This is a genomic window from Paenibacillus sp. SRL342 (assembly GCF_984798905.1).
This window is the reverse complement of the sequence record NZ_OZ481790.1, coordinates 2,109,670-2,136,147: the sequence shown is the minus strand read 5'-3', so window position 1 is coordinate 2,136,147 and position 26,478 is coordinate 2,109,670. Positions and strand designations below refer to the sequence as shown.

Genomic DNA, 26,478 nt, shown 5'->3' with positions numbered 1-26,478 from the left:
ATTTGGGGGCAGCCCTTGCGCTTTTCAAAAATATGATGTTATAATGTGCGCGAAGGGATGCCCCTTTGAATTAGGTTACCTTGATATCCCCGCCAAGAGATAGATCAAGGCGAACCATAAATGACTATCTAAGATGATTAATAGAAGCTGTGTACGCCGATGTAATGGCTGACATGGCTTCTTTTTCGCGCACATCAACAATGGTCAGTACCTTCGTAATATCTTTGTTCATCTGATCTTTCGTATAATTTTCATCAGTACTTACAAGATAGATGATATCCAACAACTCTTTCTTCATTTCCCAATACGCCATCAGTTCAGTGTGTTGCCCTTCCGTCATACCGCTCTACCTCCCACAATTATATTGTCGTTACCTTTCAAAAACGGTTTAAGATTAATAGATTCATACTCATGCAGATCGCGGAACAACCCTTTAATCTCTTTAGAGATTTCTTCCTTGCTGAATAAGTCATCAGCTTCTACATTTTGAATCAATTCAGCTACTCTTAACTTAATTTGAATGAGTTGGGATAAGTCATTGAAATCAACTGATTTTATATGCAACCGGGCACGGTATACATCACTAGCCAGTCCAGAATATACGTGATTGCAGTTGGTTCCATAGCTCTGGCAGAGACTTACGAATTCATCTATGGCCGCATGACTGGCATCAATCTCAAGTTCACTGATTCGAGTCGCTTTGATTCCTGTTTTACGTGCCGCATCCTCCAACGAATACCCGAAGTTCTCCCGTGCTTCCTTCAATGTCAACTTTTGAGCAATAGAGATTCCGTCAGCTCCCTTCATTGCAGCACCTCCGGTTGCCCTTGAGTCTCAGGGAAAATGTTGGCGCGGTAATCATCATTCGCTAGGCAAATGGCATCACGAAGTCTGTCCACATCTGATGCACGTTTCAGCCATCCAGCAGCACTTGCAGGGTTATCACCTTTCTGCGTTTGAGCCATGCCTTTTAATTGAGACTGAACAGACAATTCCTCAAGAGAATCGAATACATCAAGCATGTCGCAAAAATCAAGAGTTCGAAGAACGGCTATAAGTGCAATTTCGTTTGGTGATAATTTCATATTACTTAGCTCCTTTAGATTGTTTTTGGATGTTACGTACAATGATGGAGTGCTGCATGGGGTGACTGAACCAGATACGAGCAAGTTCCGGCAACGTCATAGTTACTTCACCACCCTAAGATTGGGCTTGTTTGGCACCATATCAACAATATCCCCGTACTCATCAAGTTTAGATGTGAATGTCTGGATCGGTTTGCCTGTAATCTCTTCCAAAATCCCAAACGTATCAATCATGTCTTTGCCAGTTTCCTTTTTGTGCTTGTCCATCACTGAAAACATGTGATGCATGAAAATGTCCATCAAATAGCAATCACGTTCATGCTCAATTTTTTGTATGAAGATGATTTCCTTGAACACTTCGTAATCGATTTTCTCAGGGATTCTGGAGTATACTTCCTTGAACGTTTCGCGTCTGCTACCATCCCACCACTTTAGGCTTTTATCAATAGTGATTACCTGTAACAGTTCATCTCTTGTGATCGTGGAATTTTTGAAAATAGCTTCAACCTGTATCATGAAATCGGTCTTGTTACCAGTCAAAGGTTCATCTAAAATTTTCTTAAACTGCTTCCAAAAGTCCAGAGTCTGCCAGATCAATAAACCAGCTTCTGCAGATGGATTTTCTTTAATATGTTCTTTGGCATCTTTTCCAATTGACTTGATTTCGTCCAGCAAAACACGCCCTTCATCTTTCAAAGAACTAAATTTAGTTAGAACCTTGATACGGCGTCTTCCGTAAATTCTCAATGCAGCAAAAACATTGGTCGCCTTATAAGACGGAAGCGCTAGCATGGAGTTGATATAATTTGAGAATTCGCGTTCATCCTCACTACCTTCGCCATAATATTCAACCATTTCACGTTTAAAGATTTCGACATCTTCTTTGGAAACTTGCCGTGCCCAGTACCCACCAGCAACACGTCCAATTTTGATGTTATAATCTAACAATTCAAGATCCAGTTTGTTTCTTTCAAGAGGGAAATGCTCAAGAAATTTATTTGCCTTAATCACCCATGCGTTCATTTGTTGTTGGATTTCAGCTCTTTTCATATTGTTCATCCTCTCAGTGTGGGTTAGATTCCCTGTTCTTTTTTCAACCGATCAGCAACATACACTTGACCCTTGACAGTCACATATGGTGTTCGCCATGTGAACGGTTCGCCGCTCGGTTTCTGCTTTACGCCTGTAACAATTTCGAACAACTCCTGTTCAATTGCCCTTTGCGTTGGTTCTGTTCCGGTTTTACTAATCAGCTTCCATTCCCTCAACTTGTCGTAAAGCCTGTTCTGTCCAATCTTGATACCATGACTACTAAGAGAATGTGCCAGGTCACGGACTTTAATTGAATCATTTGACTGCATGCACATTTCAGCAAAGGTAACTAGCGGTTTCTGTTTCTCGTTCTCCGCTCTAGCGACTTTCAATTGAGTAGCAAGTGAAATGATTGTATCTGGATCAGCCAACACTTCTTCGATTTTTGCAGGGGTCAGATAACCACCATGCTTTTGCACGGAAGGAAGCATTTCCTCATACAAGAAATCTTGGAATGGGATTGCCTTTGGCTGTCCGGACTGACCAAGCACCCGATTGAGTGATAGATTAGAAATGAACTTTTCACCAGCATTGTTCATTTTTCGGATATGGCGATTCACCATGTCTGAATTCTTTACAAGGTAGACATGTTCGGTTTTACAGAACTTCAGTACCTCGTTTGTTGCTGATGCACCTTGATACTCCAAGCCGACCGCCACGTCCTTAGCCGCAATGATGAATTCCCCTATAAAATCAAAGTCGACATCCCCCGGCATCAGGATCGTGATTGATATTTGTCCTTCAAATAACACCATTTGATTTTGATTCATTCGTTTTCTCCCTTCCATATCGTTGTTCATTCCAACACATTGTTGCTTCGTTCCAGTACAAAGTTGCTCTATTACTTGCCATTATTTTCGTCATACCCTTCAATCCATTCACGTTTGACCAGTACTTTACCACCGAATCTGAAGCTTTGTAGTTCTCCAGATTTAATCCTTCTCCAAATGGTGGTTCTACTCACACCGAAGTGAGACATGCAATCCTTAATCGTCATAAGAGTAGATGACAATATTTCCACCCCCTTTCACTCACACAATGTTAGATCACCACAAGTTCACCTAACATAAAGTTAGGATTCTGCTCAAAAAAAATGATTTCCCTAACTTCACACTCGAAAACACTAGCAAGCTTTATTGCTTCCTCAAATGTCGTCTTTTCTGGGTGATCTTCCATTCGTGTGTATGTGCCGCTATGAACCCCTAAACGCGCGGCAATAGCCGATTTTGTCAGTTTGCGAAATGCTCTCCACTCCCTAACTGTTTTCCTGACCATTGTGCATCACCTCGCTCTCTGGTGTACCCAATATATCAAACTTAAAGTTAGAACTCAAGCATATTTTTATATTTTTTAAGTATAAGTTAGATTTTTTGTGGAAATATTATATATTTAATGTTAGGATAGATACATAATTTCAAAGGAGGAAACACGGGCGTGAAAAAAATATATTTTGCTGAGAATTTGAAAAGGTATCGTGAGGAAAAGAAGTTATCCAAAGAAGAGTTGGGAGCAAGAGTGGGGGTATCTGGGGTAACCATAGGGTATTGGGAAGCAGGAAGAAACGAACCTCGGATGGGTAAGGTTCAGCTTATCGCACAAGTGCTTGATGTTACTATAGAAGACCTTCTTTTTGAAAATTCATTCAACTTGATCGAAATACATAATAGAGAAATAACTAATGAACAAAAACGCGCCATTGAGTTAATCCTTGCCCTACCAGAAGATGAAATTAAGATGTTCAACTTGTTGATGGAGCGTTCTTTGAATAAAGAGATTTAATCCAGGAGTGAATTCTAATGGCAAAGAAAAAGAAGGCTAACATACGACAAACTAAATCAGGTAAATTCACTTACCGTTATGACATGAAGGACCCCATCACTGGGAAACGGGTACAAAAAGAAACGCCTGCATTTGAATCATATGATGATGCACTTAATGAATCAATCCGAATTGATGCCGAACTAATGTACGGCATGCTTATAGATAAATCAAAAATAACATTCAAATACTGGGCTGCGGAATGGATTGAAGAGTATTCAAAAAGCGGTGTTGGGAAAAGTACTGTTGCAACTCGTAAAAGCATGATCAATTTAGCGGATGACTTGTTTGGATCAATGTATATCCAAGAGTTCACTGCATTTTATCTCCAAGACGTATTTGACAATTTAAAAGAAGATGGGTACGCAAGAAGTTCTCTTGTTAGCTTGTATGTTACTTTAAAAATGATCTTCGAAAGAGCCATGAAGCATGATCTCGTGAGAAAAAACGTTGTGCTCCATGTGAAAGTGCCTAAATATAAAAAAACTGTCGAAGAAGTTGAATTGGACAATGACATCCCACGCTATCTAGAAAAAGATGAGTTGATTCATTTTTTAAAAACCTCTTTAAACGCTTCTAGCGAACAAGCATTTCGTATTTTTTTCGTCTTGGCCTACACCGGTGTCCGAATTGGAGAACTTTGCGCTTTGAAATTGAGCGATTTTTCAGAATCCAACAAAACACTTTCAATAACAAAAACTTTGTACATCCCTAACTCCCTTAAAAACTATGAGATAGGACCACCCAAGACACCGTCATCCGTAAGGAAGATAACTATTAGCCAAAGCGTTGTGAATATCTTAAAAGAACAATTGGATTATAAGCAATCATTAATACGCCAGCATGGGAAGTGGTTCGAGGACCACAACTTCATTTTTTTTAACGAACACCAATATCTTGGATACCCAATGCCGATGAGTACTATTAGAGGGATTATGTCTGATATTTTGGAGAAAGCTAATTTGCCCGAAAGCATAACGCCCCATCTATTGAGACATACATTCACATCATTAATGGCCGAAGCTAAAGTGGATCTGCCGACCATTCAAGATATGTTGGGTCACGAAGATGATAGAGTGACAGAAAGAGTCTACCTACATGTGACGCAAGCTAGAAAACTTGATGCTGCGGATAAGTTAGACGCTCTAATTGGGGACATATTTTAGGCTTTGTGGGTGGATCGTGGGTGATGGAGCATAGAAAGCCTTGATATATAAGGGTTTCAAGGCCAAACTTCTTTATCGGACCGATAAAGCATTTTTGAAAGCCTTTACAAAAACAAGGTTGACATTTAATGTTTTTTAACCAATCCTGTCGTATGAAGAACTTTCTATTGCTATATTCTGTAATACTAAGGCATACTCTAGGCAAAAGAAAGAATCCCCGCAGATCTTGTTCAAAAACTCCGCTTTTGAACAAGATCTGGTAACATCCCGGCGTTTCAAAACCTTGTAAATGCTCTATATTAATTAAGATAGCCATCTATTTCTAATACTGCTTTATGGATCATACATAGGTCGGCTTAATTGAAATAAGGAGAGTTGATGCTTGGATAGAATCATAATGAAACGCCTGCTCCGCGGCTTATGGGTTATCATTGCGGCCGTTCTGATCGCCGTTGCCATATACTTGCTGTTCCCGCTTTTGTACCCTTTTGCGATTGCCTGGATTATCGCCTATGCCATGAATCCTTTAGTGAAACTGCTTCAGCATCGAGCACGATTCCCCCGCTGGCTGGCTGTGACTCTTTCATTGATCCTTTATTTTGGAGCCATTGCGGTAGTACTGTCTGCGGCGATTACCCGCATGGTAAAAGAAGTCATTTCACTTACGACAAGCTTTGATCTTCATGTTGATGAGATCAAGGACACGTTTGTGCGCTGGACCCAGAATGACACCATTCAAAGTTTGACTGCGCAGATCAATGAATTTTACAAGGAAAATCCCAACTACCAGGAAACCATCAACAGCAATATTAGTAAAACAACTGAGACGGTGGGTACAGCCGTCACAGATCTGGTCACCGGATTTTTCAACATGATTCTGAGTCTGCTGACTTCCCTGCCGAACATGGGCGCGGTATTAATCGTTGTTCTGTTGTCTACATTCTTCATTAGCAAAAGTTGGACCAGGCACAACATCACCGTATCGGGATGGGTGCCCTCTTCCATTCGCAAGCCGATCTCCGATATATGGACTGACCTTAAGAAGGCCCTGTTCGGATACGCAAGAGCACAATTAATCATGATCTCGATTACAGCACTATTCGTTATGATTGGGCTGCTTATATTGCAAGTCAATTCAGCCTTCACCATCGCTCTGATGATTGGTTTGGTCGATCTGCTTCCTTATCTGGGTGTTGGCCTTGTCATGGTGCCTTGGGCAGCATACCTCTTTATGAATGGGGATCTGTATCTGGGTATTGGCATTAGTATTATCTATCTGATCTTACTGATCGCTCGTCAGATTATTGAACCAAAGGTACTTGCAAGCAGTGTTGGGCTCGACCCACTCGCCACGCTGGTTGGCATGTTTGTGGGTTTGAAGTTGTTCGGTGTTCTGGGCTTGATCATTGGCCCTGTCAGTCTCGTGATTCTCGATGCGTTCAATCGGGCTAACGTATTACGCGACCTCAGAACGTATATCATCAACGGACGTGTCCGATGAGGCATCATCTTATGACACAGGAAAAATAGAAAAGGCTTCGTTCAACAGAAATTATCTGCTGAGCGGAGCCTTTTCCATTATGCATAACAACTGGTGCTTCATTTCGGACGACGATAAAACGTAATTTTTCCACTTTTCATTTTTTTCTCCAGCCACCCCAGGAAGAACAGACGGTAAACCGGACGTGTTAATGGAAATATTAGTGTAAACCCGATCAGATCCGTTACAAAACCTGGAATCAAGAGCAGGAAACCACCGACAAAAATAAAAAGACCATCGACCATTTTTCTTCCAGGTACCTTGCCACGCTCCATCTCGGATTTGGCGTCCACAAGTACTTTTCGCCCTTCAAACTGCAACATTGCTATACCAATCAAGGACGTGAGAATCATGAGAAGCAATGTCTTTCCGGCTCCGATCCAGTCACTCATCAGAATAAAACCAAATAATTCAATCACCGGAATGATTAAGAGTAAAGCCCACATCCATTTTCGCATTGACGTATTACCCCTTTCCCAAAAGCCACACCTTTTCAAGCGCGCTGTATAGCTCAGAGGCTGCCTTATCCAGCCGAACCGGCTTCCAGTCCCCATTCACCCATACATGCTGGGTAGAGCCTGTAACTAGGCGTTCACCTGGAAGTGATTCATCAGCTAACCATACCCGTTCTCCAATCGCCATATGCTCATCAGGTTCTTCAGACATGCGTCTTACGTCATACTCATAATTCAGTCGCAGACCACTAAATGCAGCAATACGGGTGAAAATGATAATCTCATCATCATATCGGGCAGGCTTGTGATACTTCACATCCAGTCCGGTTACGGGAAGCAGTAACCCCTGTTCCTCCATTTTACGATATGTATACCCCATTTGGCGAATCATCTCAGTTCGACCGATTTCAAACCAATTCAAATAGTTCGCGTGGTAGACCACGCCCATCTGGTCACTTTCTTGATAGCGTACACGAAGACGTGCCGCATACCAGCTGCCGTTGCTCTGTTCTCGCACGTTATCGGCCTCCTTCGTTCTGTCATTCATACGTGTTACTTCGTTGTAAAGTGTCAAGAAGATGGAAAAAAAGCAACGGGACAATAAAGCCCCATTGCTTCTTTCCTGTTGCTTCTCCATCCAAGACGCTATTAAGCGTTGTTTGGAATTTGGCTTACTTTAATCAGGTTGGTAGAACCGGAACGACCCAAAGGTACACCTGCTGTGATCACAACCAGGTCTCCTTCTTTAACAAGTCCGGATTTTACGCCGCCTTCAATTGCGTTTTCGAACAAAGCATCCGTCGAATCAACCAGTCTTCCTTTGACAGGAGTTACACCCCAAGCCAGAGCCAAACGACGGGAAGTTCTATCTTCCGTAGTCACAGCGATGATTGGAGATTCTGGACGATACTTGGAAATCATGCGTGCAGTGTGTCCTGATTCAGTTGAAGTGATGATCGCTTTTGCGTTCAAATCTTGAGCTGAGAGGGCAACCGATTGGCTGATTGCTTCTGTAACTGTTGTTTGTTGAGCAACACGTTGTTTCAGGTACAACTCTTGGTAAGGCAGAGCAGATTCTGCTTTTTCAGCAATACGGGACATGGTCAGAACAGATTCAACTGGGTATTTACCCGCAGCTGTCTCACCAGACAACATGATTGCGTCCGTACCATCGAAGATTGCATTTGCCACGTCACTTGCTTCCGCACGTGTTGGACGTGGGTTACGCTGCATGGAATCCAACATTTGTGTAGCTGTGATAACCGGTTTACCTGCAACGTTACATTTTTCGATCATGCGTTTTTGTACCAAAGGTACTTCTTCCGCAGGAATCTCAACACCCAGGTCTCCACGAGCAACCATCAGGCCGTCAGACACTTCAAGGATTTCGTCGAGGTTATCAACACCTTGTTGGTTTTCGATTTTGGAGATGATTTGGATATGTCCAGCATTGTGTTTTTCAAGCAGTTCACGAATCTCAAGTACGTCACTTGCTTTACGTACAAAAGAAGCTGCGATGAAATCGACACCTTGTTCGATACCAAATACGATATCGTTAGCGTCTTTTTCGGTGATACCCGGCAGAGAAATGGCAACGCCCGGAACGTTAACACCTTTTTTGCTTTTGATCGATCCGCCGTTAACGATACGGCATTTGATCTCGGTGCCTTGTACTTCCACCACGGTCAGTCCGATCAGACCGTCGTCGATCAGAATTGTAGATCCCGGTTCAACATCATTCGGAAGATCTGTATACGTAATGGAAAGACGTTCTTTGGTGCCCAGAATTTCTTCTGTTGTCAAAGTGATGTACTCGTCTTGAACCAATTCGATCGGTTCAACTTCGAGTTTACCTGTCCGAATTTCCGGTCCTTTGGTGTCCAGCAGGATCGCTACTGTTTTGTTCAACTCTTCGCATGCTTGGCGAATCGCAATGATCCGTCCGCCGTGCTCATCGAAATCACCGTGGGAGAAGTTCAGACGGGCCACATTCATACCGGCCATAATCAATTTTTTGGTGTTCTCCAGAGATTCACTGGATGGACCAATGGTACATACAATTTTCGTTTTACGCATTTTGGGTTTCCTCCGATTTTAAAGGTATTACTCTTTATCTATTTTTCTTTTTCCAACTATTAAATTTACTATACTTTTGCTCATTTGTATAGGAAATTCGTCACATTATTCAGCATTTCCCGACAAATTACTCGCAACATCGACTTCTACAAGCTCTTGAGGGGCTTCAATGGAGGCTTGAGGTTCAATCGTGACCGATCCAATTTTACGGAATTTCTCATAACGATCCTGTTTCAGCTGATCCCCGCTCCAACCCTTCATCTCGTCGAGATGACGGACCAAAGCTTCACTGATGAAAGCAGCAGACGCTTCATAATCCCGATGAGCACCGCCGCGTGGCTCAGGGACAATCTCTTCAATGACTTCCATCTCCAGCAAGTCTTTGGCTGTTATTTTCATGGCTTCAGCCGCCTGATCTGCCTTGGATGCATCCTTCCAAAGAATCGAAGCAGCTCCGTTTGGAGAGATTGCAGAATAGATCGCATGTTCCAGCATCAACACACGATTACCCACAGCCATAGCGAGGGCACCGCCGCTTCCACCTTCGCCGATGACCACAACAATAACAGGAACCGATAGCTTCGCCATTTCCATGAGGTTGCGAGCAATCGCTTCCGATTGACCTCTCTCTTCTGCAGTATTACCCGGATATGCCCCTTTAGTATCAATAAACGTAATAATAGGACGACCAAATTTGTTCGCTTGTTTCATCAGACGAAGTCCTTTTCGGAAACCTTCTGGATGAGCGCTGCCGAAAAAGCGGGCGATATTATCCTTCGTGTCTTTCCCCCGCTGTTGTCCGATTACCGTTACTGTCTTTCCATTCAACTTGGCAAGTCCGCCAACAACCGCAAGATCGTCTCCGAACATGCGATCACCGTGCAGCTCAATGAAGTCCGTAAATATCAGCTGGATCAGATCCAGCGCCGTTGGGCGCTGCTGATGACGGGCCAGATGCATCTTCTGAGCTGCTGTTATGCCAGTGTAGATCTCTTCTTCAAGTCTATGGTAACGTTCTTCCAGGCGGGCAATCTCGTCCGTGAAGTCGATGCCTTTTTCCTGTCCAAACTGTACGAGTTCATCAATCTTTTTGCGCATCTCAACCAGAGGCGCTTCATATGGCAACTCACCCGCCATTTAGACCCCTCCTTTTTCACTATGCATATCCAGAAGCTTACCAAGAGTGGTCCGTAGTTCTTTCCGGTGCACAACCATGTCCAACTGACCATGTTGCATATTAAATTCAGCCGTCTGGAAATCATCAGGTAACTTCTGACGGATCGTCTGTTCGATAACGATTCTGCCGGCAAAACCAAATACAGCGCCAGGTTCGGCAATATTAATATCGCCCAGGCTCGCAAAACTTGCCGAGACTCCACCTGTCGTTGGGTCCGTAATGACCGAAATGTACAGCCCGCCCTGTTCATCCAAACGGGATAAAGCTGCGCTTGTTTTGGCCATTTGCATGAGGCTGAGAATACTCTCTTGCATCCGGGCACCACCTGATGTAGAGAAAATAATCAATGGTAACCGTTTCTCTGTTGCATGCTCAACGGCACGGGTAATTTTCTCCCCCACAACAGAACCCATGCTTCCTGTGAAGAAATCAAAGCTCATGACAGCCACAACTACAGGCAGGCCATCAATAGTTCCTTCCCCTGTAATTACCGCTTCCTTCAGGCCCGATTTCAGACGCTGTTGTTCCAATTTGTTGCTATATCCAGGAAAGCCAAGTGGATCAACCGATATCATATCAGCATCAAATTCAACAAATCCTTGATCATCAAGTACCATAGCAATGCGCTCCATAGCGTTAAGACGCATATGGTAACCGCAGGCAGGACATACTTTCAGATTTTTCTCCAATTCCTTGCTATATTGAATGGTGCCGCATTTGCTGCACTTGTTCATAAGCCCTTCAGGTATTTCACGTTTTGGGCGTTCTAGGACTTCCTGGCCTTCGCCGGGAAGTGCACGCTCGGAAGGTATGGTAGCGTACTTCCGTTTCTTCTGGAATATATCTTTGAACACAACTACACCTCTCCAGCCGTTGATTTGATGGCCGCAACCTGCAGAGCGCTGCTTGTGGCAGCTTCATCCGCGTGCTACGGTAAACCGCTTACGACCCACACGCTGCCCTGGGCCTTGTCCAGCATTCACAACAAAAAAATCCGCCGGTACAGGGCAAGGATCAGCGGCTTCTGTCAGCACGATTGATGTTACCTGCAAAAACCGAAAGATTGTTGCGCCGATGTTTGAATCTATCTTGGTAGGGTCTCCGGTAGCAACCAGGTCGGTCCTTGTCCTAACAAAAAAAGAAGGAAGGACAGCAGCATACAATACATGCAAGTCGATTCCTCTCTCCGCTTACGCGATTAGTCCCTTATGTACCGATGGTACTTCTTCATCTGCCAAGGCACGTCGATGTCGAACATATCAGGAATGCAGAATGGAATTCAACACTTCCTGGACCTCTTCCAATTCCCCAGAAGGGACGCGAATCTCAAATTGCTGCTTGGATAAACTGATGGGACGGGTCTGTACCAGAAAACCTTCTTCCGAAAGCTTGGTCTTGATCTTGTCCGCAACCTTTGCTGTCGGTGCAATGTAAATCACCGTCCACATGCCTTGTCCGCCCCCTAAGCTAATGTTCAGAGCCCGTATATTGGACTAATGATAACATACCTCACTTTTTTTCTGCAAGAAAGGGTTCGGGACCTTTGGGGAGAATTTGGGATCATGAGGGACATTAGTCCCCCACGAATAACTCATATGGTTGACGAAATCTTCTTGTTCCTACCTCTTCCATAAACAGCCACAAGCTTATCAGGGCAGCGTCAGCCGCCCTTGTAGACCTTCATATGAGCCATTAGATTAACCATAACAGGCAAGCATGGAAATACAGGAGGTTAAAGGTCTGAGGGGTATTTTTTGGCTTTAATATTTTTGTGTGCAATCCGGGCAGAAGCCGCAGCGGCCACCCCTGCGACCAGATCATCCAAAAAGACATGAATGGCTGTTGTGTGTTCGTTCAAATCATGAATTACACCTATTTTTTCTTTATCCAGGTAACCAAAGCTGGTTAAACCGATCATACCATACACATGAGTAATGCCGAGGGCCAGAGTCTCGTCCACTCCATACAGGGATTCATCCGCTTCCATAATAGCCTGTAACGGTTGGGGCAAGAGTTTTTTCTCCGCAAGTTCGTCGAGAGCAATACCCGTATAGAGCGTATATTGCACCTCTCGTTTCTGCAGAACGGATTTCACGCTGGTTACACAGTCGTCCAAGGTCAGTTCGGGGTGGTACCCTTTTTGCAGACGGTATACAATTGCTGCGATTGCATCAATCTGTACACCCCGCCGGGCCAGCATGGCTTCTACGATTTCATATGACATATCTCGACCTCCCGCATCAATCCCCCGAGGACCGCGAGGTCCTTCGGTGTTCTCAAGTGTATGCAGCAACCTGTTAAAATGTTCATAAAATGTGCGGATGGTTAAGACCAGTCGCACCCAGGACATGTTGCAGGTTTGTACATTCCGCTCTGGTCTGTAGCTGGCCTATAACAAGTCTGTCATTCATCTGTTTAAACCCTGTCGTCAGGGAACCTCGCTAAAATAATCACAAAAAAACCTGTTCAGCATTGAGCCAAACAGGTTTCATACTATGGATAAGTGCTATCACTTATGGGACAGCCTCTTATTTAATTTTGACTGTGCCTTCACCCAGCATTTTCTCCATCTCGGAGAACAAGGTTGGTGATGGCTTAATCCGGTAGGCATCACTCAGCGCAAGCAGCTTCTGCTGCTGCTCATAGAAGAGCACTGTCGCCACAGGTCCGGGATGCTCCTGAAGCAGCTGCTTCAGACGTGACAGAAGCTCAGGCTTCTCCGCATGCGGGGCAATCTTCACGAACACCCGCTGCTCCACGGCCCGCGGTTCGCGGCTCTGCGCCGGGCTGCCTGCCGCTTCTGCGGCACCGCCAGGCCGGGAAGCCGCCGCCGTGGCTGCGCCCATGCCCGCCGCATCGCTGCGCGTCGCTGCCGAGCCGTGGCTCCCGCTGCTACGCGCAGCCGAAGCATCCCCGCCTGCGCTGCTGCGCTGCGCTTCGGCTCCTGCGCCCGCTGGCCGCCGCGACGAAGCCGCCTGCGCCGGGCGCGAAGAGCTGCCGCTGCCGGGCTTGCCGCGCCGGGCGCGGCTGCGCAGCTGCTGCTCCAGTGCCGCCGGTGACAACGGCACCACTTCCTCAGCCAGCAGCTTAAACCCTTCGTCCTGCTGCTGCACTTTGGCACGCACGATGAGCAGTTCACCTTTCCCGACATGTTGCTGGCTTCGCCGCCATACCTCGGGAAAGAGAACCACTTCACAGCGTTCGATCTGGTCTTCCAGCTCCATGAACGCCATAGCCTTGCCCTGTTTCGTCGTGATCGACTTCACGGACACAACCATACCCGCGGCGACGGTCATCGTGTCGTCTGCCGCCTCGGTCAGCTCCATGATCCGGTCAGCCCCACTCGATTCCAGCACATCTTCATAGTCATCCAGCGGATGCCCGGAGAGATACAAACCTAACAACTCACGCTCCAGCTCCAGTTGCTGCCCTGAGGAATAAGGAGGAATATCCGGATACTCAATCTCCCAGTTTGGCGTCTCAACAAAGTCGAACAATTGAATCTGCAGATCCTCGCGTTCCTTGCGCCATTTCAGAGCCGCTTCAACAGTCTCATCCAGCATCGCGAGCAATTGAGCCCGGTGCCCAGGTAATGTATCAAAAGCTCCGGCCTGGATCAGCGATTCAATCACACGTTTGTTGCATACACGCAGATCCACACGACGACAAAAATCGAGCAAACTGTCGAACGGTCTCTCCTGCCTTACGATCATAATGCTTTCCATTGCCTGGGTACCGACATTTTTCACAGCGGCCAGACCAAATCGTATTGCGCCCGTTAATTTTTCCTCATCCGGATTATCATTAGACACTGCAACGTTCTTCTCTGCTGAGGAGAGTTCCCCTTGCTCCGCGCGCGAGGAAGACGCCTCTTGTCCCTCGTCATTACCATTTTCCATTGAAGAAGCCGTCACCAATCCAGGTTCCTTCCGGTTGTCGGATGTCTCAGGCATGGATGTTGCTGCCTGCCACTCATATTTACCACTGTCCTCTTCGGGTCCAGGACCGGGATCATCCGGCAGAGGTGCTTCACCATATTCGGCTTGTCCCGAATGCCCATCATGCTCATGAACGCGATCTTCCCTGAAGGAACTCTCGTTACCGTTCGTGGCATGTTCTTCGGCAGGGCTTCCGGCGTCACTCTCTGCATCTGCTCCCGCAGTCTGCCGCAATACATTGCTCTGATTCCCAGCTCCTGCGCTGCCGGATGGCACAAATACAGGTGTGAACAGAATACCACTCTCATTCACATCCGGCGGAAGCACCTCCATGTCCATACGTCGACATTCCACCACGTACTCTGCCACTTTCCGATGACTGCCCATTACGGCTGTTAACATGGATGCCATAAAATGAACCGGATAATGCGCCTTCAGATACGCTGTCTGGAACGCAAGCACACCATATGCCGCGGCATGAGCCCGCGGGAAGCCATAGTTGGCAAACTTGACGATCATATCATAGACCAGGTCTGCCTCTTCTTCGCTATACCCTTGTTTCAGGCTGCCTTGTACAAAGTGTCCACGCTCCAGATCCAGCACTTCCCGTTTCTTCTTGGAGACCGCTCTGCGAAGCAAATCTGCCTCACCCAGCGAGAAACCGGCCATCCGAGAGGCTATCTGCATGATCTGCTCCTGATACACGATGATGCCGTACGTATCTTTCAGGATAGGCTCCAGATCCACATGGGGGTAATCCACTTCAATCTGTCCATGCTTGCCCTGAATGTATTTGGATATGAACTCCATCGGGCCCGGACGGTACAAGGCAAGTACAGAGATTACATCTTCAAAACCACTTGGCTTCATCTCTTTCAGCACACGGCGTACCCCGGCAGACTCCAGTTGGAATATGCCCATCGTGTCCCCTCGCCCAAGCATCTCGTACGTTAACGGATCATCATCGGGAATAAGACGGAAGTCCGGAATTTCTCCATGTTCCCCAATCCAGCGCACACAACGCTCAATGATCGAGAGGGTACGCAGACCAAGAAAGTCCATTTTAAGCAGACCAATAGACTCCAGGTTTTCCATGGAATACTGGGTTAATGCTGTCCCTTCACTGCCCTCCTGAAGTGGCACCACATCGGTTAGCGGGTCACGGGATATAACCACTCCCGCTGCATGCGTCGAAGCATGGCGTGGCATACCTTCTACCTTCATCGCCATATCCAGCAGCTCACGTGTCTTAGGCTTGGTTTCATACAGCGCCTTCAGTTCAGGTGTAGCTTCCATGGCCCGCTCAATGTTAATGCCAAGCTGCGCCGGAATCAGCTTTGCAGCCTTGTCCACTTCACCATAAGGCACATTCAGTGCCCGTCCAACATCACGTACGGCTGCACGGGCAGCCATCGTTCCAAACGTAATAATCTGGGCGACATGGGCTTTGCCATATTTATGCGCGACATAATCAATGACTTCATCTCGCCGTTCATCGCTGAAGTCAATATCAATATCCGGCATGGAGATCCGCTCCGGATTCAGGAATCGTTCGAAGAGCAGGTTGTATTTCATCGGATCAACATCGGTAATATGCAAAGTGTACGCTACAAGACTACCTGCCGAGGAGCCACGGCCTGGTCCAGTAACAATGCCTTGTTTATGCGCATAGGCGATAAAATCCCAAACAATCAGGAAATAATCCGAGAATCCCATGCTGTCGATTATACCCAGCTCATACGCTAATCGTTGTTCGAGTTCGGATCGAAGCTCCGCATCTGTCCAACGTGTGGACTGCGCATAACGCTCCTCCATTCCTTCTTCGCACAGCTGACGCAGATACGCCGAAGGGCTGAGTCCATCGGGAAGTGGTCTGTATTCCGGCAAAATCGATTTGCCGAATTCCAGCTTCAACTCACAGGACTCCGCAATGCGGACGGTGTTCGCCAGAGCTTCGGGTACATGAGGAAACAAACGAGCCATCTCTTCTTCACTTTTCAGATAGAGCTGATTGGTTCCAATCCGAAGCCGAGTCTCATCATCCACGGTCTTGCCCGTTCCGATACAGATCAGCACATCCTGAAGCTCAGCATCCTCTTCCGACAGATAATGTGCATCATTGGTCGCTACAAGCGGAATCTCAAGCTCGGCAGCCAGTTTGATCAATTGCGGATTTACCCTTTTTTGCTCGGAAAGCCCGTGATCCTGAAGTTCCAGATAGAAATCGGCACCAAAGATATTTTTGTAGCGTAACGCGGCACGTCTTGCCTCTTCTTCTCGCCCATGCAGCAGATGCTGTGGTACTTCACCACCCAGACATGCGCTTAGACAGATAATGCCCTTGTGATGGGCAGCCAGACTTTCCATATCTACACGGGGTTTGTAATGAAAACCTTCGAGATGTCCAATGGAGCACAATTTCATCAGATTACGGTAACCCGTCATATTTTTGGCCAGCAAAATCAAATGATGAATCGGTTGATCCTTGCGGCTTCCCCGCTCTTTGCGGGACCCTGCTGTCATGTATGCCTCGCACCCTATAATCGGCTTGATGCCTCTCTCCATACATGCTTTATAAAAAGGAATTGCACCATACATCACGCCATGGTCGGTCAGCGCAAGTGTCGTCATTCCGAGATCTGCAGCCTTATTCACGAGATCCGGAATACGCGCAGCGCCGTCCAGCAAACTGTATTCGCTGTGAACGTGCAAATGCACAAAAGAACTCATGTTTTTTTCTTCCTTTCGCCGCAGATAGTCGCAGCATCGATCTTCTGATCCGTCTGCTACCCTATCTATCTCATATATATATGAATTAAATAAAAAAAAAAAATGGAATCTCCTATTAAAATTCGTGACAACCTCATAAAAAGGAGACTTTATTATTCTATTTTATCATAACGTTCGGGGGCACGCCCATACAATAGAAGTACAAGCCGCTCCCCCTGTGACAGACCGAAGACAGGAGGTGTGCTGCTAGGTCTGAAAGGGGTGTTGCCAGTGAGCACATTTTTGTCCAAAGCCATTCTTGATTTCTTTATTGCGTTTGGAATCGTGCTGGGCGGCGCGATGATCGGAGGTATTGGAGCAGTGATTTCACTTCAGCCTCCGACACAGACGATGCTCGATATTTCCGGGAAAATAAAGATATGGGCACTCGCAGCCGCTGTCGGCGGCACAATAGATCCCATGCGTGTCATCGAGAGCAATTTCCTGGATGGTAACCTGTCTCCGGCGGTCAAACAAATTCTGTATTTGATCTCTGCTTTTATGGGCGCACATATGGGAACCGAGCTGGTGAAATGGGTGTGCGGCGGAGGCCGGAGCTAATATGAGACAGGAACAGCGTTCATGAGAATTCCGCCATTTTCCCGTTACCGCCCGCTGATGCGAATGACCGCTGTGTTTGTTCTGGGAATGATCGCTGGATGTGTCGTCTACAACGGTGTATTTCACCTGAGTTACAATGCGTTATGGCTGAACAATCAGGAGCTGCAGCTTCAGCTGCATCAGAATGAGGAGGATATCAAAACGCTGAAAAAATACAGTAAACGCCAAACCGTTATCAAGGAAATCAAGGTCCGTGCAGAAGAATCGGATAAGGGGCCAGACGAAGCTTCTCTGAAAGTGATGTTACAGAAACTCGGAGACGAACTTGAGGTACTTCGGGGCAGAGATGTATTCAACATCGATGAGTATAGCAAAATGACGCGAATCATGCTGAATCAGAAAGTCTACTCGGTCAGGGAAAAGGAGTACACCGTTCAGGTCAAAACGATGCTGGTTATGGAAGGCGTACTGCAAGTTTGGGTACAGATTCGCATGCACGTTCCTGCGTAACAGCAAAAAACTGCCCTTGTCTGCATCTCTGCATGGTACAATAAGGGCAGTAAATGCTTTCCAGAAAAGGAGCTGCGTCTTTGTGTTCATTGATGTACTCAAATATGCTCTAATCGCCATCTTTGCTGTTGCCATGGTTTTTGCAGCGTTGAACAGCATTCGTTCACACAGAAGTTCAGATGCTACCAGCGCCGGTCTGTACCGTTCGTGGACAAATATCTGGATGGGTGGCATGCTTGTCGTGCTTGCACTGATTCTGATGTTTGTCTTCACGGGTTCCACTTTATCCGTGATTGTGGAAGCGCTATTTCTGATTATGGGTGCGTATAATGTATTTGCCGGAATACGTAACCGCAGTTATTATGCGCGGCTTCAACAACGGTCCAATAAGGGATCAGGTAAAACCTCCGGACAATCTGCATGATCCGTTGCAGCGCTATCATTGTGTCTGCAAAAAGAGAGTACTTCCCCTTCGTTAAGCGAAGCCAGAACCGCGCGACAGCGCAACCCGGCAGAGCTTATTGGTCAGGGAGTACTCTCTTTGTCTATGCCCGAGGCAACGTACCCTGCTAGGCATGGTCAATCGACTGCAATGTCATTACCGCTTTGCATACCACACTGCCTTCACGGGTAACCACAATGTCCATTTTGCAGGTTCGACGGCTGGTTTCCAGAATTAACGGTCGAACCAGGATCTGATCCTCAATCTGTACCGGTCGAACAAAATACGTCGTTACATTATCGACCACATGGTCGTTCCCTGTAACATCCCACGCTGCCCGCCGGCCAGCCTGTGTCATCACATTCAACAGAACACCTTCGGAGATCGTACCCAGATCCGTTGCCATCTGAGGAATGATGAATCCGTGGAATAACAATTCGTTCTGTTCACCGCGCTCCTCAGCAAACCCGTTCCAGATCAGATGATCAAACGTCTCTCCCAGTTGTGGCTGCTTCTGTGCATCCCGCATGGCCTGAAGCACTTCCTTGCGTGTGACGGACGCAATCAGTTTGCGGTTCCGATCCACGATTGGCAGAAAATCGATGCCTTCCCAGGTCATAATCTGGGCAGCAGAAGCAAGAGATGTCTGCAATGAAGCCGTAATCGGGCGGCGTATCACACATTTCTCAATACTTTGATCTTCTTTCAGCTCACTGACATCCTTCAGACTCACAATCCCGATGACCCGGTTCCATTCATCCACCACCGGGAAGCGATGTTCACCCGTCTCCGACACCAGCATATGAAAATCTGCGGCTGAACTGGTCACCTTCAATACCTGCAAGCGAGGTTTCTGACCAATGATATCCTCAACAAGCATAATTTTTTTCTTAATCAGCCGATCGAAGATCGCACGGTTAATCATTGAAGCCACTGTGAATGTATCATGTCTGGAAGAGATAATGGGTAGCCCAAGCTCGTCAGCCATAATTCTTACTTCACGACTTGTCCCAAAACCACCCGTAATCAACACGCCCGCTCCCTGTTCGAGGGCAAGCGAGTGAGCATCTTCACGGTTACCTACAATCAGCAGACTCCCAGCGTCAATATAACGGGCCATTGCCTGTTCTTTCATCGCACCAATCACATACTTGTGCAGCGGTTTGGTGAGACCTTCGTTCCCCCCCAGCACATGGCCCTCCACAATGGTCACAACATCAGCAAAGGTCAACTGTTCCGACATGCCCCGAGGTCTCTTCTCGATCCGCACCGTTCCAATTCGTTCCTTGGTCACGACCAGCCCGAAGTTCTCCGCCTCTTTCACCGCACGATATGCTGTCCCTTCACTTACACCCAGCTCCCGCGCAAGTCCACGTACTGATATTTTGCTGCCAACCTTCAGTTGTTCAATATGTTGAAGTAACTGTTCATGCTTCGTTACGTTCTCTTCCTGTCCGTCCAACTGTACCACCCCCGAAGATGCATCTGTACTATACTGTACCTATTATAACACGACGTCAGGAAAATAACCCCACTTCCTATCCCATTCTTATTGGGAAATGGGCTGCTTGAATTCAATCTTCTGATTATTCCCTGATCCTTGTATATAACAAAAAGACCGGCCCCTTATGTGCAAGGGAATCCGGTCTTGTTCCAGAGGCAGAACCAACGCTGTTGGCCCTGGCATACGGATTGTAATTCTATCCTTTATACAGACTCGCTCCGCTCCTGCTTGTCCAGCAGTTTCATCTCCCACTGCCGCAGCTTCGCCCGACGAACGGCTTCCAGCGCACGCTTCTTCTCTTCATCCACACCAAGAATAAAATGCAGATGTGCGCCAACGATTAATAAGGAGAACAGCACCCATACGATGCCAAAAATATTAACCCAGTCCATTCCTCCAGCAAAGGAAATCCGCGGCAGTGCTATGACCAGCATCGACAACGCAATAAGCAGATAGATTACATGTTTTGCTTTTTTCAACCTTTTCACCATTCACAGCTCCTTCGTTCTTGATCGACTCTATATGTCTAGTCTATGAACGATAAGGAGCCAATATGAAAGGTTCAGGTAAAAAAACAAGACAACCTTTTTGAACTACCTTTTTTACGCTTCAGCGCCACCGTACAGATGACCCAGACTGTCAGCAATAATTTTATTCACGTCTTCAATGATGACACTGAGGCGACGCTCCGCGTCAAACAAGCGACGGATATTCAGATTCAAGCTCAGTACCTCAAACAATTTTTCCATTTTCTCCATCTCATCCGGAGCTGGCATATCCCCGCTCATCATACGTTGTTGCAGTTCCATTTGTTGATCACGGAAGTTATCCAGCATTGCTTTTGCATCCGGATCAGCTTCAATCAGCTTCATCGCGGAAGTAATCTCTTCCACCTCGCTGCTTTCTCTCAGTGCTTTGGCCAAATCATTGGCTTTGTCATAAATGTTCACTATTATTCCTCCTCAGATTGGTTTGTTCATCCGTGCTAATACACGCTTTTCTTCGCTGTCAAACAAGGACGATCTGAAACAGGCCATCCATAACCTGCCTCGAAATCAAATGCATTTAATCCATATGGGTCAATCACCAAGGGTTATATGTCCTCATATGATGAAGCACATGCCATGTTCAGATGCCGTTCAACTTCGAGATCAGACATCAAGTTGCCGCCCGGAAGGAGATCCGTGATGTCCACTAAAAAAGTAACGATTCAGGTTACCGGCTCGGGCATCCTGCAGGACGACGTCATCATGCTGGGCGAAGGGGTGCTTAAGGCACTTAAAATCCCTTCAGGAAGGCCGCTTCAGCTGCAATTTGGATCTTTCCGTCGCGAAGTCACTGTTATTCCGGTACCAAGGTATGACGGGCTGCGCATCAATCAGACAGTTGCCAGCAAGACCGGTCTCGTTCCACGTTCGGTTCTGAGGGTATCCTATCGTTCAGCCAGCCGTACGCTTCGTCTTGGACCCTACATCAGTGTACTGGTTAGCCAGGATTATCCCGATCAGCCCGATCGGCCCTTTGGCTCCATCACGATGTTCTGTCAAGAACTGGTGAACGCCTGCCGTAAGCAAGGCGCCTATGTATCCTTTTTCACACCGGAGGATATTGGAGCGGTAACGGGTTATATGAAAGGCTGGGTGTATGATGACGGCTGGAAAAAGACTGTTCTGCCTGTAGCAGACGTCGTCAATAACCGGCTAACGTCCCGCAAGCTTGAGAACAAACCTAGCGTACAGCATTTTATGAAAGAAGTAAAATCGCTCTACGGCACGCAAACCTTCAATGAAAAGTTTCTGGACAAAAACGAAGTGTTTGACGCACTCAAGTCCATTTCAACGCTTAAACGAGTTCTTCCCGAGTCTCATTTACTCAAGACATCAGCCCTGCTCAAGACGATGTGCAATCGACATCCGGTTGTATTTCTGAAGCCCGTACGCGGCTCTTTGGGTAAAGGGATCATCCGGGTCTCACGTCAGACGGACGGAAGCTTCCTGACTCTGGCGACTGGCGTCGGGGGCACCCGGAAACAAACGTATACTTCTCTGGATAAACTGTATGCCAGTATGTCTGGGAAAATGAAAACAACGCGTTATCAGATCCAACAAGGGCTGACTCTCATTGACAACAGTGGCAGACCCGTGGATTTCCGTGCGCTCGTGCAAAAGAACCGTACAGGTAAATGGAGTGTAACCTCCATCGTCGCCCGGATTGCAGGCGGGAGTCACTACGTATCCAATCTGGCACGGGGTGGAAGTCTCAGCACCGTCAAGGATGCTGTTGCCAAAACACAGTTATCTGGATCAGCCAAAGCTTCCGCTTATGCAGGATTGCACACCGCAGCACTGGATATCGCAAAGGGGATTGAGAGTGCCATCCCTGCTCATTTTGGTGAACTTGGTATTGATCTGGCTCTGGACACCACTGGGCGCGTATGGCTGCTCGAAGTCAACTCCAAACCATCCAAGAATGATAATACACCACTGAGTGAGAGCAAGATCCGCCCTTCCGTCAAAGCCATGCTTGAATATTCTACGTACCTGGCGGGTTTTTGAAAAGTTATTCCCTACTGGAAACAAATCTGATAGAGGAGAGGTGCAGCGTAATGTTTCCATCATCTCAGACCAAGACACTGGCCATTCTGGTACGTGCAACCGAAGGCTCACCTCCCTTTACAGATGAACTTTTCTGTCGTCGTCTCAGTGTGGGGAGCATGCGATACGCCCTTCAGATTATTGTGATCCCGATATCAAATGATGCAGTCCATCTCCCTCTTCAATGGGGATATGTCTATCATCAAGGGAAGTGGAATTCGGTACCTGTTCCTGCAGTCGATCTCATTATGGATCGTTGTCTTCGCCCGATCTCCAGGTACGTCAGACAACAGCTTAAGGAATGGATACCAACCAACGGCACAGATCAACACCGTTATTGGTCTGCTTCCCTTCCAGGAAAATGGGAGGTACATCGTGTGTTGTCCCGAAATCCTGAATTGAGGTCACAACTTGCTCCCACAACCCGGATCGGATCACATATTCCTTGGGAAACATGGCTGGACCGTTGGCCCAGAGGACTGTTCTTCAAACCGGTATCCGGGACTCATGGCAAAAATACCTTTCGCCTGTCTCGGGGAACGACTCCATCAACATGGATCGTGGAGGGGCGTAACGAGGACAATGAACCCTTTTTTCTTACATTCAACCATACCCAGGCTGTATCTTCCTGGCTAGCATTACATCAGGCTGAGCGTAAGATGATCGTGCAGCCATATCTGGAGCTTAGCCATCATGGAAGAGCATTCGACATACGGGCTCTAATGCAAAAGAATGGGCAAGGTCGCTGGACGCTTACCGGATATATGGTACGGGAAGGACCCGAAGGTTCACTCACGTCCAATCTTCACGGTGGGGGTAAAGCATATCCTGCCCACGCATATCTGCTCCAGCGATATGGAACGATTCGCACAGAAACTCTGCTGAAGAGCATCCGGCAGACTGCTACTCTTATCCCCACCCTGCTGGAAAGCCGTTTCGGCAGGTTAGCCGAATTGGGGCTTGATTTCGGAGCAGATGCAGAGGGCCAACTCTGGCTAATTGAAGTCAACTCCAAACCAGGCCGCACCTCATTTGCAGAAGCGGGCGACCGACGCATGCATACTCTGACTTATACCCGGCCGCTTGCCTATGCCCGTTATCTGTTGCAACAACATGTTCTCACGGACGTCATTCGTCCAATGAAATTGCCGAATACATCCAGCAAAGCTGGCCTGAAACCCATCCCGATTCACGGCGGCTGAGGCCCGCAGCGCCCGCTTGCCATGGAGCCCAAGGATCTTTTCAGGATAGGAGGATAAATCATGAGTTTGACCTTTTGCAATCTGCATTTCACCAAGCAACCGGATAAAGTGGTTTATGTATCCAACGCTTTAATGAAGAGCCTCAACCTGTCCGGCAAAAAAACGGTGCACCTTCGCTTCGGGCGTGACCGGGTACCTGCAACGATCAAACCAATCAAAAAAGCAGGTAAACATCTGTATCTCGCTTCAGGTATCCGTAATATGATGAACGTTCCGAAACGGGGCAGTATTTATCTCCGGAATTTGCAAAATGATGAGGTCCAGTTAGGTCCACTGATCGGCGTACTCTCTGATGGGCCTGCGACGAGCACGAATCCATTCGGTTCCCGTACTGGTTTCATCAAACAGTTACTCCGTGAAGGCAGCCGAAAATCCTATATTTATGCCTTTACTCCCCGGGATATCAATTGGCAGAATGAGACGGTATCCGGTTTTTTTCTGAATGATAACGGAAGCTTTACCCGCAAAACGGTACCTCTGCCCGATGTCGTCTACAACCGGTTACCAAGCCGTCGTTCAGATTTCTCACCAGCCATTAACCAACTGCGGGAACGATTTATTCGTCGGAAAATTCCGTTCTTCAATTGGAGCTTCTTCAACAAATCAGATATCTATACATTGCTGGAGAACGAACCAACAGCCGGAAGGTATATCCCTGAATCAATTACCAATCCGTCCGTTGAACAGATGAAGGAAATGTTGGAACGCCATCAGTTCGTCTACTATAAACCTACTGCCGGAAGTCTGGGGAACGGGATCTACCGCCTGACTTACTCGCCCAAACGTGGATATTTCGCACGTTATCGCAAAAAAGGCGGTAATGCACTCCTGCGTTTTGGGTCCTTCAACAGTCTGATGCGCATGCTTCAGGGAAGACATGGCAAACAGCTACGCGGATATGTCGTTCAGCAGGGAATACGTCTAATTGAGATTGATGAATGTCCAATTGATTTTCGTTTTCACATGCATAAAAATGGTAACAATCAATGGGTTGTTGTCGGAATTGGAGCCAAAAAGGCAGGACGTGGCAGCGTCACAACACACATCAAAAATGGCGGCTCCCTAATGACTCCTGAGCAGGCGCTCAGTCGCAACTTCGGCGATCGTGCGGGAGAAGTTCTTCAGCATGCCAAATCCGTCGCTATTACACTGGCCCAGGCGATTGAAACCCAGCACCAGCATCTGATTGGTGAGATTGGCTTTGATCTGGGCATTGATCAGGAGGAACATGTATGGATGTTCGAAGCGAACGCCAAACCCGGGCGCTCCATTTTCCGTCACCCTTCACTCCGGGTGGAGGGCAAATCGTCGGTGGAGCACATCTTGGAACACTGCCTGTATTTGAGCAAGTTCCGGAAGAAGGAAGAAATTTGATGAGCCTTCATGATGATTTCAAACCTGTCATTGCTGTTTTGACCATGCATGATAAACAGCGCATGTTCAGGGGAAATCATCAAAATTTTCAGGATATCTTACAGACAGGCGAAAGCATGGGATACGTGGTGTACATTGTAACTGTTCGGGATCTGAACGTGAGTGGTCCCACCGTGAAAGGATATACGTACAACAAGGGGAGTGGAAAGTGGGTTTCACAACCTTTCCCCCTTCCCCATGTTCTGTACAATCGTATTCCCAACCGGGAAGACGAAGGAAAACCTTCCGTACAGCGTAAAATTGACGAATGCATGCAATCCGGAATCGAACTGTATAACCCATTCTTTTTCAACAAATGGGATCTGTTCGAATGGCTGAAGAAGTCCAAATCGACTCAGCAACTGATCCCTTATACTCGGCGGATGCGAAGTGCTTCTTCTCTGGGTGCCGTTCTACGGGCGTATCCCTACCTGTACCTTAAGCCCGAGAGCGGCAAAGCTGGCAAAGGAATCATGATGCTTAAATTTCAGGAAAAAGAACGACTTCCCTACCGACTCAAAATACAAACCACACGTAAAAGCACGACCTATAAAGCAGCTACACTTGCCAAGTTATGGGCACGAATTCGCAAAGAAACCGGACTTACGCCCTATATCATGCAACAAGGCATTGAATTGGCATCCTCTCGTAAACGCCCCTTCGATTTGCGTGTTCTTGTACAAAAGAACACCAAGGGCCAATGGAGCGTAACCGGTGTAGGAGCGAGACTTGCTGGCTCCCGCAGCATTACAACGCATGTGCCGCGCGGCGGGAGCGTAGAAGACCCTGAGAAGCTGCTGACCGAGCTTTTTGGCGAAGAAATGTCAACAACCCTGATGAAACGTGTGAAATCCACTTCATTAATGATCGCAAGACAGGTAGAACGGGGATCTGGTTTCACACTCGGAGAAATGTCCATGGATCTGGGCATTGATGACCTGGGGGAACTCTGGTTCTTCGAAGCCAATGCAAAGCCCATGAAGTTTGATGAACCACAGATCAGACGGCGGTCATTGGAACGTATATTTCACTACAGCGCTTATCTTGCCCGTCAGTCCAAACGATGATAGACAGGA

General features: G+C 47.1%; 29 protein-coding genes. 10 read left to right on the top strand and 19 right to left on the bottom strand.

The window, feature by feature from the left end; all coding sequences use genetic code 11:
- Positions 1-124: 124 nt before the first annotated feature.
- The 7 genes from AC4E8D_RS09840 to AC4E8D_RS09810 form a co-directional block, all read right to left on the bottom strand.
- Complete coding sequence (locus AC4E8D_RS09840; protein ID WP_490206152.1) at positions 125-340, bottom strand: hypothetical protein; 216 nt, start codon at positions 338-340, stop codon at positions 125-127.
- Positions 337-807 carry a helix-turn-helix domain-containing protein gene (locus tag AC4E8D_RS09835; protein ID WP_490206151.1) on the bottom strand — a complete coding sequence of 157 codons (471 nt, stop codon included), beginning with the start codon at positions 805-807 and terminating at the stop codon, positions 337-339. The genes AC4E8D_RS09840 and AC4E8D_RS09835 overlap by 4 nt, the downstream gene beginning before the upstream one ends.
- Complete coding sequence (locus AC4E8D_RS09830; RefSeq protein ID WP_490206150.1) at positions 804-1,085, bottom strand: hypothetical protein; 282 nt, start codon at positions 1,083-1,085, stop codon at positions 804-806. Before AC4E8D_RS09830 ends, AC4E8D_RS09835 begins: the two co-directional genes overlap by 4 nt.
- A 102-nt stretch (positions 1,086-1,187) precedes the next feature.
- Positions 1,188-2,135: a hypothetical protein gene (locus AC4E8D_RS09825; protein ID WP_490206149.1), complete on the bottom strand. Its 948-nt coding sequence runs from the start codon at positions 2,133-2,135 to the stop codon at positions 1,188-1,190.
- Positions 2,136-2,158: 23 nt separating this feature from the next.
- Positions 2,159-2,947 (bottom strand): phage antirepressor KilAC domain-containing protein, encoded by a 789-nt coding sequence (locus tag AC4E8D_RS09820; protein ID WP_490206148.1) that lies wholly within the window; start codon positions 2,945-2,947, stop codon positions 2,159-2,161.
- Between the two features lie 71 nt (positions 2,948-3,018).
- Positions 3,019-3,189, bottom strand: coding sequence for a helix-turn-helix domain-containing protein (locus tag AC4E8D_RS09815; protein ID WP_490206147.1), 171 nt, complete (start codon positions 3,187-3,189; stop codon positions 3,019-3,021).
- 29 nt (positions 3,190-3,218) lie between these two features.
- Positions 3,219-3,452 carry a helix-turn-helix domain-containing protein gene (locus tag AC4E8D_RS09810; RefSeq protein ID WP_490206146.1) on the bottom strand — a complete coding sequence of 78 codons (234 nt, stop codon included), beginning with the start codon at positions 3,450-3,452 and terminating at the stop codon, positions 3,219-3,221.
- Positions 3,453-3,611: 159 nt separating this feature from the next.
- On the opposite strand from AC4E8D_RS09810, the gene AC4E8D_RS09805 reads away from it, so the two are divergent.
- The 3 genes from AC4E8D_RS09805 to ytvI all read left to right on the top strand — a co-directional run bounded on the left by AC4E8D_RS09805 (position 3,612) and on the right by ytvI (position 6,662).
- Positions 3,612-3,956 (top strand): helix-turn-helix transcriptional regulator, encoded by a 345-nt coding sequence (locus AC4E8D_RS09805; RefSeq protein ID WP_490206145.1) that lies wholly within the window; start codon positions 3,612-3,614, stop codon positions 3,954-3,956.
- Between the two features lie 17 nt (positions 3,957-3,973).
- Positions 3,974-5,161 (top strand): tyrosine-type recombinase/integrase, encoded by a 1,188-nt coding sequence (locus AC4E8D_RS09800; protein ID WP_490206144.1) that lies wholly within the window; start codon positions 3,974-3,976, stop codon positions 5,159-5,161.
- A gap of 382 nt (positions 5,162-5,543) precedes the next feature.
- A complete protein-coding gene (gene ytvI, locus AC4E8D_RS09795; protein WP_221823142.1) occupies positions 5,544-6,662 on the top strand; it encodes a sporulation integral membrane protein YtvI in 1,119 nt (372 codons plus the stop codon).
- A gap of 98 nt (positions 6,663-6,760) precedes the next feature.
- Here the strand turns inward: ytvI and AC4E8D_RS09790 are convergent, their stop codons facing one another.
- The 9 genes from AC4E8D_RS09790 to AC4E8D_RS09750 all read right to left on the bottom strand — a co-directional run bounded on the left by AC4E8D_RS09790 (position 6,761) and on the right by AC4E8D_RS09750 (position 17,077).
- Positions 6,761-7,159 carry an FxsA family protein gene (locus AC4E8D_RS09790; RefSeq protein WP_076209101.1) on the bottom strand — a complete coding sequence of 133 codons (399 nt, stop codon included), beginning with the start codon at positions 7,157-7,159 and terminating at the stop codon, positions 6,761-6,763.
- Between the two features lie 7 nt (positions 7,160-7,166).
- On the bottom strand, positions 7,167-7,703 hold the full coding sequence (locus AC4E8D_RS09785; RefSeq protein WP_237176130.1) for an acyl-CoA thioesterase: 537 nt from the start codon (positions 7,701-7,703) through the stop codon (positions 7,167-7,169).
- Positions 7,704-7,804: 101 nt separating this feature from the next.
- Positions 7,805-9,232, bottom strand: coding sequence for a pyruvate kinase (pyk, locus tag AC4E8D_RS09780; RefSeq protein WP_062833547.1), 1,428 nt, complete (start codon positions 9,230-9,232; stop codon positions 7,805-7,807).
- 105 nt (positions 9,233-9,337) lie between these two features.
- Positions 9,338-10,369, bottom strand: a complete 1,032-nt coding sequence (locus AC4E8D_RS09775; RefSeq protein WP_339307701.1) for an acetyl-CoA carboxylase carboxyltransferase subunit alpha — start codon at positions 10,367-10,369, stop codon at positions 9,338-9,340.
- Positions 10,370-11,263 (bottom strand): acetyl-CoA carboxylase, carboxyltransferase subunit beta, encoded by an 894-nt coding sequence (gene accD, locus AC4E8D_RS09770; protein WP_221823132.1) that lies wholly within the window; start codon positions 11,261-11,263, stop codon positions 10,370-10,372.
- A gap of 63 nt (positions 11,264-11,326) precedes the next feature.
- Complete coding sequence (locus tag AC4E8D_RS09765; protein ID WP_490206143.1) at positions 11,327-11,581, bottom strand: hypothetical protein; 255 nt, start codon at positions 11,579-11,581, stop codon at positions 11,327-11,329.
- An 87-nt stretch (positions 11,582-11,668) separates the two neighbouring features.
- Positions 11,669-11,857: a hypothetical protein gene (locus tag AC4E8D_RS09760; RefSeq protein WP_017689496.1), complete on the bottom strand. Its 189-nt coding sequence runs from the start codon at positions 11,855-11,857 to the stop codon at positions 11,669-11,671.
- Positions 11,858-12,141: 284 nt separating this feature from the next.
- Complete coding sequence (locus tag AC4E8D_RS09755; protein ID WP_076209104.1) at positions 12,142-12,633, bottom strand: phosphatidylglycerophosphatase A family protein; 492 nt, start codon at positions 12,631-12,633, stop codon at positions 12,142-12,144.
- Between the two features lie 304 nt (positions 12,634-12,937).
- Positions 12,938-17,077, bottom strand: coding sequence for a DNA polymerase III subunit alpha (locus tag AC4E8D_RS09750; protein WP_339307697.1), 4,140 nt, complete (start codon positions 17,075-17,077; stop codon positions 12,938-12,940).
- Between the two features lie 270 nt (positions 17,078-17,347).
- On the opposite strand from AC4E8D_RS09750, the gene AC4E8D_RS09745 reads away from it, so the two are divergent.
- The 3 genes from AC4E8D_RS09745 to AC4E8D_RS09735 all read left to right on the top strand — a co-directional run bounded on the left by AC4E8D_RS09745 (position 17,348) and on the right by AC4E8D_RS09735 (position 18,611).
- Positions 17,348-17,677 carry a YtrH family sporulation protein gene (locus tag AC4E8D_RS09745; protein WP_026081169.1) on the top strand — a complete coding sequence of 110 codons (330 nt, stop codon included), beginning with the start codon at positions 17,348-17,350 and terminating at the stop codon, positions 17,675-17,677.
- A 21-nt stretch (positions 17,678-17,698) separates the two neighbouring features.
- Entirely contained in the window at positions 17,699-18,187 is a 489-nt protein-coding gene (locus AC4E8D_RS09740) for a sporulation membrane protein YtrI (RefSeq protein ID WP_017689500.1), read from the top strand.
- An 82-nt stretch (positions 18,188-18,269) separates the two neighbouring features.
- Positions 18,270-18,611, top strand: coding sequence for a YtpI family protein (locus AC4E8D_RS09735; RefSeq protein ID WP_339307695.1), 342 nt, complete (start codon positions 18,270-18,272; stop codon positions 18,609-18,611).
- Positions 18,612-18,756: 145 nt separating this feature from the next.
- On the opposite strand, the gene AC4E8D_RS09730 is transcribed toward AC4E8D_RS09735, so the two are convergent.
- The 3 genes from AC4E8D_RS09730 to AC4E8D_RS09720 all read right to left on the bottom strand — a co-directional run bounded on the left by AC4E8D_RS09730 (position 18,757) and on the right by AC4E8D_RS09720 (position 21,083).
- The gene (locus AC4E8D_RS09730) at positions 18,757-20,091 is read right to left on the bottom strand and encodes a DRTGG domain-containing protein (RefSeq protein WP_076209105.1); all 1,335 of its coding nucleotides are present in this window, start codon (positions 20,089-20,091) and stop codon (positions 18,757-18,759) included.
- A 245-nt stretch (positions 20,092-20,336) separates the two neighbouring features.
- Positions 20,337-20,621 carry a hypothetical protein gene (locus AC4E8D_RS09725; protein WP_085981456.1) on the bottom strand — a complete coding sequence of 95 codons (285 nt, stop codon included), beginning with the start codon at positions 20,619-20,621 and terminating at the stop codon, positions 20,337-20,339.
- Positions 20,622-20,735: 114 nt separating this feature from the next.
- Positions 20,736-21,083: a YlbF/YmcA family competence regulator gene (locus AC4E8D_RS09720; protein ID WP_036609862.1), complete on the bottom strand. Its 348-nt coding sequence runs from the start codon at positions 21,081-21,083 to the stop codon at positions 20,736-20,738.
- Between the two features lie 237 nt (positions 21,084-21,320).
- Here AC4E8D_RS09720 and AC4E8D_RS09715 point away from each other — a divergent pair, with 237 nt between their 5' ends.
- From AC4E8D_RS09715 to AC4E8D_RS09700, 4 genes are read left to right on the top strand one after another with little or no spacing between them, the layout of a single operon-like run.
- Positions 21,321-22,688, top strand: a complete 1,368-nt coding sequence (locus tag AC4E8D_RS09715) for a YheC/YheD family endospore coat-associated protein (RefSeq protein WP_221823125.1) — start codon at positions 21,321-21,323, stop codon at positions 22,686-22,688.
- Between the two features lie 50 nt (positions 22,689-22,738).
- The gene (locus AC4E8D_RS09710) at positions 22,739-23,929 is read left to right on the top strand and encodes a YheC/YheD family endospore coat-associated protein (protein ID WP_339307692.1); all 1,191 of its coding nucleotides are present in this window, start codon (positions 22,739-22,741) and stop codon (positions 23,927-23,929) included.
- 60 nt (positions 23,930-23,989) lie between these two features.
- Positions 23,990-25,363: a YheC/YheD family endospore coat-associated protein gene (locus tag AC4E8D_RS09705; RefSeq protein ID WP_310334037.1), complete on the top strand. Its 1,374-nt coding sequence runs from the start codon at positions 23,990-23,992 to the stop codon at positions 25,361-25,363.
- Positions 25,363-26,469 (top strand): YheC/YheD family endospore coat-associated protein, encoded by a 1,107-nt coding sequence (locus AC4E8D_RS09700; RefSeq protein ID WP_221823121.1) that lies wholly within the window; start codon positions 25,363-25,365, stop codon positions 26,467-26,469. Before AC4E8D_RS09705 ends, AC4E8D_RS09700 begins: the two co-directional genes overlap by 1 nt.
- Positions 26,470-26,478 lie beyond the last annotated feature (9 nt).

Bases quoted from the DNA above. Each gene is read 5' to 3' on its own strand.
- AC4E8D_RS09840 (WP_490206152.1), bottom strand. From the start codon at position 340: ATGACGGAAGGGCAACACACTGAACTGATGGCGTATTGGGAAATGAAG.
- AC4E8D_RS09755 (WP_076209104.1), bottom strand. From the start codon at position 12,633: ATGTCATATGAAATCGTAGAAGCCATGCTGGCCCGGCGGGGTGTACAG.
- AC4E8D_RS09700 (WP_221823121.1), top strand. From the start codon at position 25,363: ATGAGCCTTCATGATGATTTCAAACCTGTCATTGCTGTTTTGACCATG.
- AC4E8D_RS09810 (WP_490206146.1), bottom strand. From the start codon at position 3,452: ATGGTCAGGAAAACAGTTAGGGAGTGGAGAGCATTTCGCAAACTGACA.
- AC4E8D_RS09710 (WP_339307692.1), top strand. From the start codon at position 22,739: ATGTTTCCATCATCTCAGACCAAGACACTGGCCATTCTGGTACGTGCA.
- AC4E8D_RS09715 (WP_221823125.1), top strand. From the start codon at position 21,321: ATGTCCACTAAAAAAGTAACGATTCAGGTTACCGGCTCGGGCATCCTG.
- AC4E8D_RS09835 (WP_490206151.1), bottom strand. From the start codon at position 807: ATGAAGGGAGCTGACGGAATCTCTATTGCTCAAAAGTTGACATTGAAG.
- AC4E8D_RS09760 (WP_017689496.1), bottom strand. From the start codon at position 11,857: ATGTGGACGGTGATTTACATTGCACCGACAGCAAAGGTTGCGGACAAG.
- AC4E8D_RS09775 (WP_339307701.1), bottom strand. From the start codon at position 10,369: ATGGCGGGTGAGTTGCCATATGAAGCGCCTCTGGTTGAGATGCGCAAA.
- AC4E8D_RS09750 (WP_339307697.1), bottom strand. From the start codon at position 17,077: ATGAGTTCTTTTGTGCATTTGCACGTTCACAGCGAATACAGTTTGCTG.
- AC4E8D_RS09830 (WP_490206150.1), bottom strand. From the start codon at position 1,085: ATGAAATTATCACCAAACGAAATTGCACTTATAGCCGTTCTTCGAACT.
- AC4E8D_RS09785 (WP_237176130.1), bottom strand. From the start codon at position 7,703: ATGAATGACAGAACGAAGGAGGCCGATAACGTGCGAGAACAGAGCAAC.
- AC4E8D_RS09705 (WP_310334037.1), top strand. From the start codon at position 23,990: ATGAGTTTGACCTTTTGCAATCTGCATTTCACCAAGCAACCGGATAAA.
- AC4E8D_RS09790 (WP_076209101.1), bottom strand. From the start codon at position 7,159: ATGCGAAAATGGATGTGGGCTTTACTCTTAATCATTCCGGTGATTGAA.
- AC4E8D_RS09800 (WP_490206144.1), top strand. From the start codon at position 3,974: ATGGCAAAGAAAAAGAAGGCTAACATACGACAAACTAAATCAGGTAAA.
- pyk (WP_062833547.1), bottom strand. From the start codon at position 9,232: ATGCGTAAAACGAAAATTGTATGTACCATTGGTCCATCCAGTGAATCT.
- AC4E8D_RS09825 (WP_490206149.1), bottom strand. From the start codon at position 2,135: ATGAAAAGAGCTGAAATCCAACAACAAATGAACGCATGGGTGATTAAG.
- AC4E8D_RS09820 (WP_490206148.1), bottom strand. From the start codon at position 2,947: ATGAATCAAAATCAAATGGTGTTATTTGAAGGACAAATATCAATCACG.
- AC4E8D_RS09740 (WP_017689500.1), top strand. From the start codon at position 17,699: ATGAGAATTCCGCCATTTTCCCGTTACCGCCCGCTGATGCGAATGACC.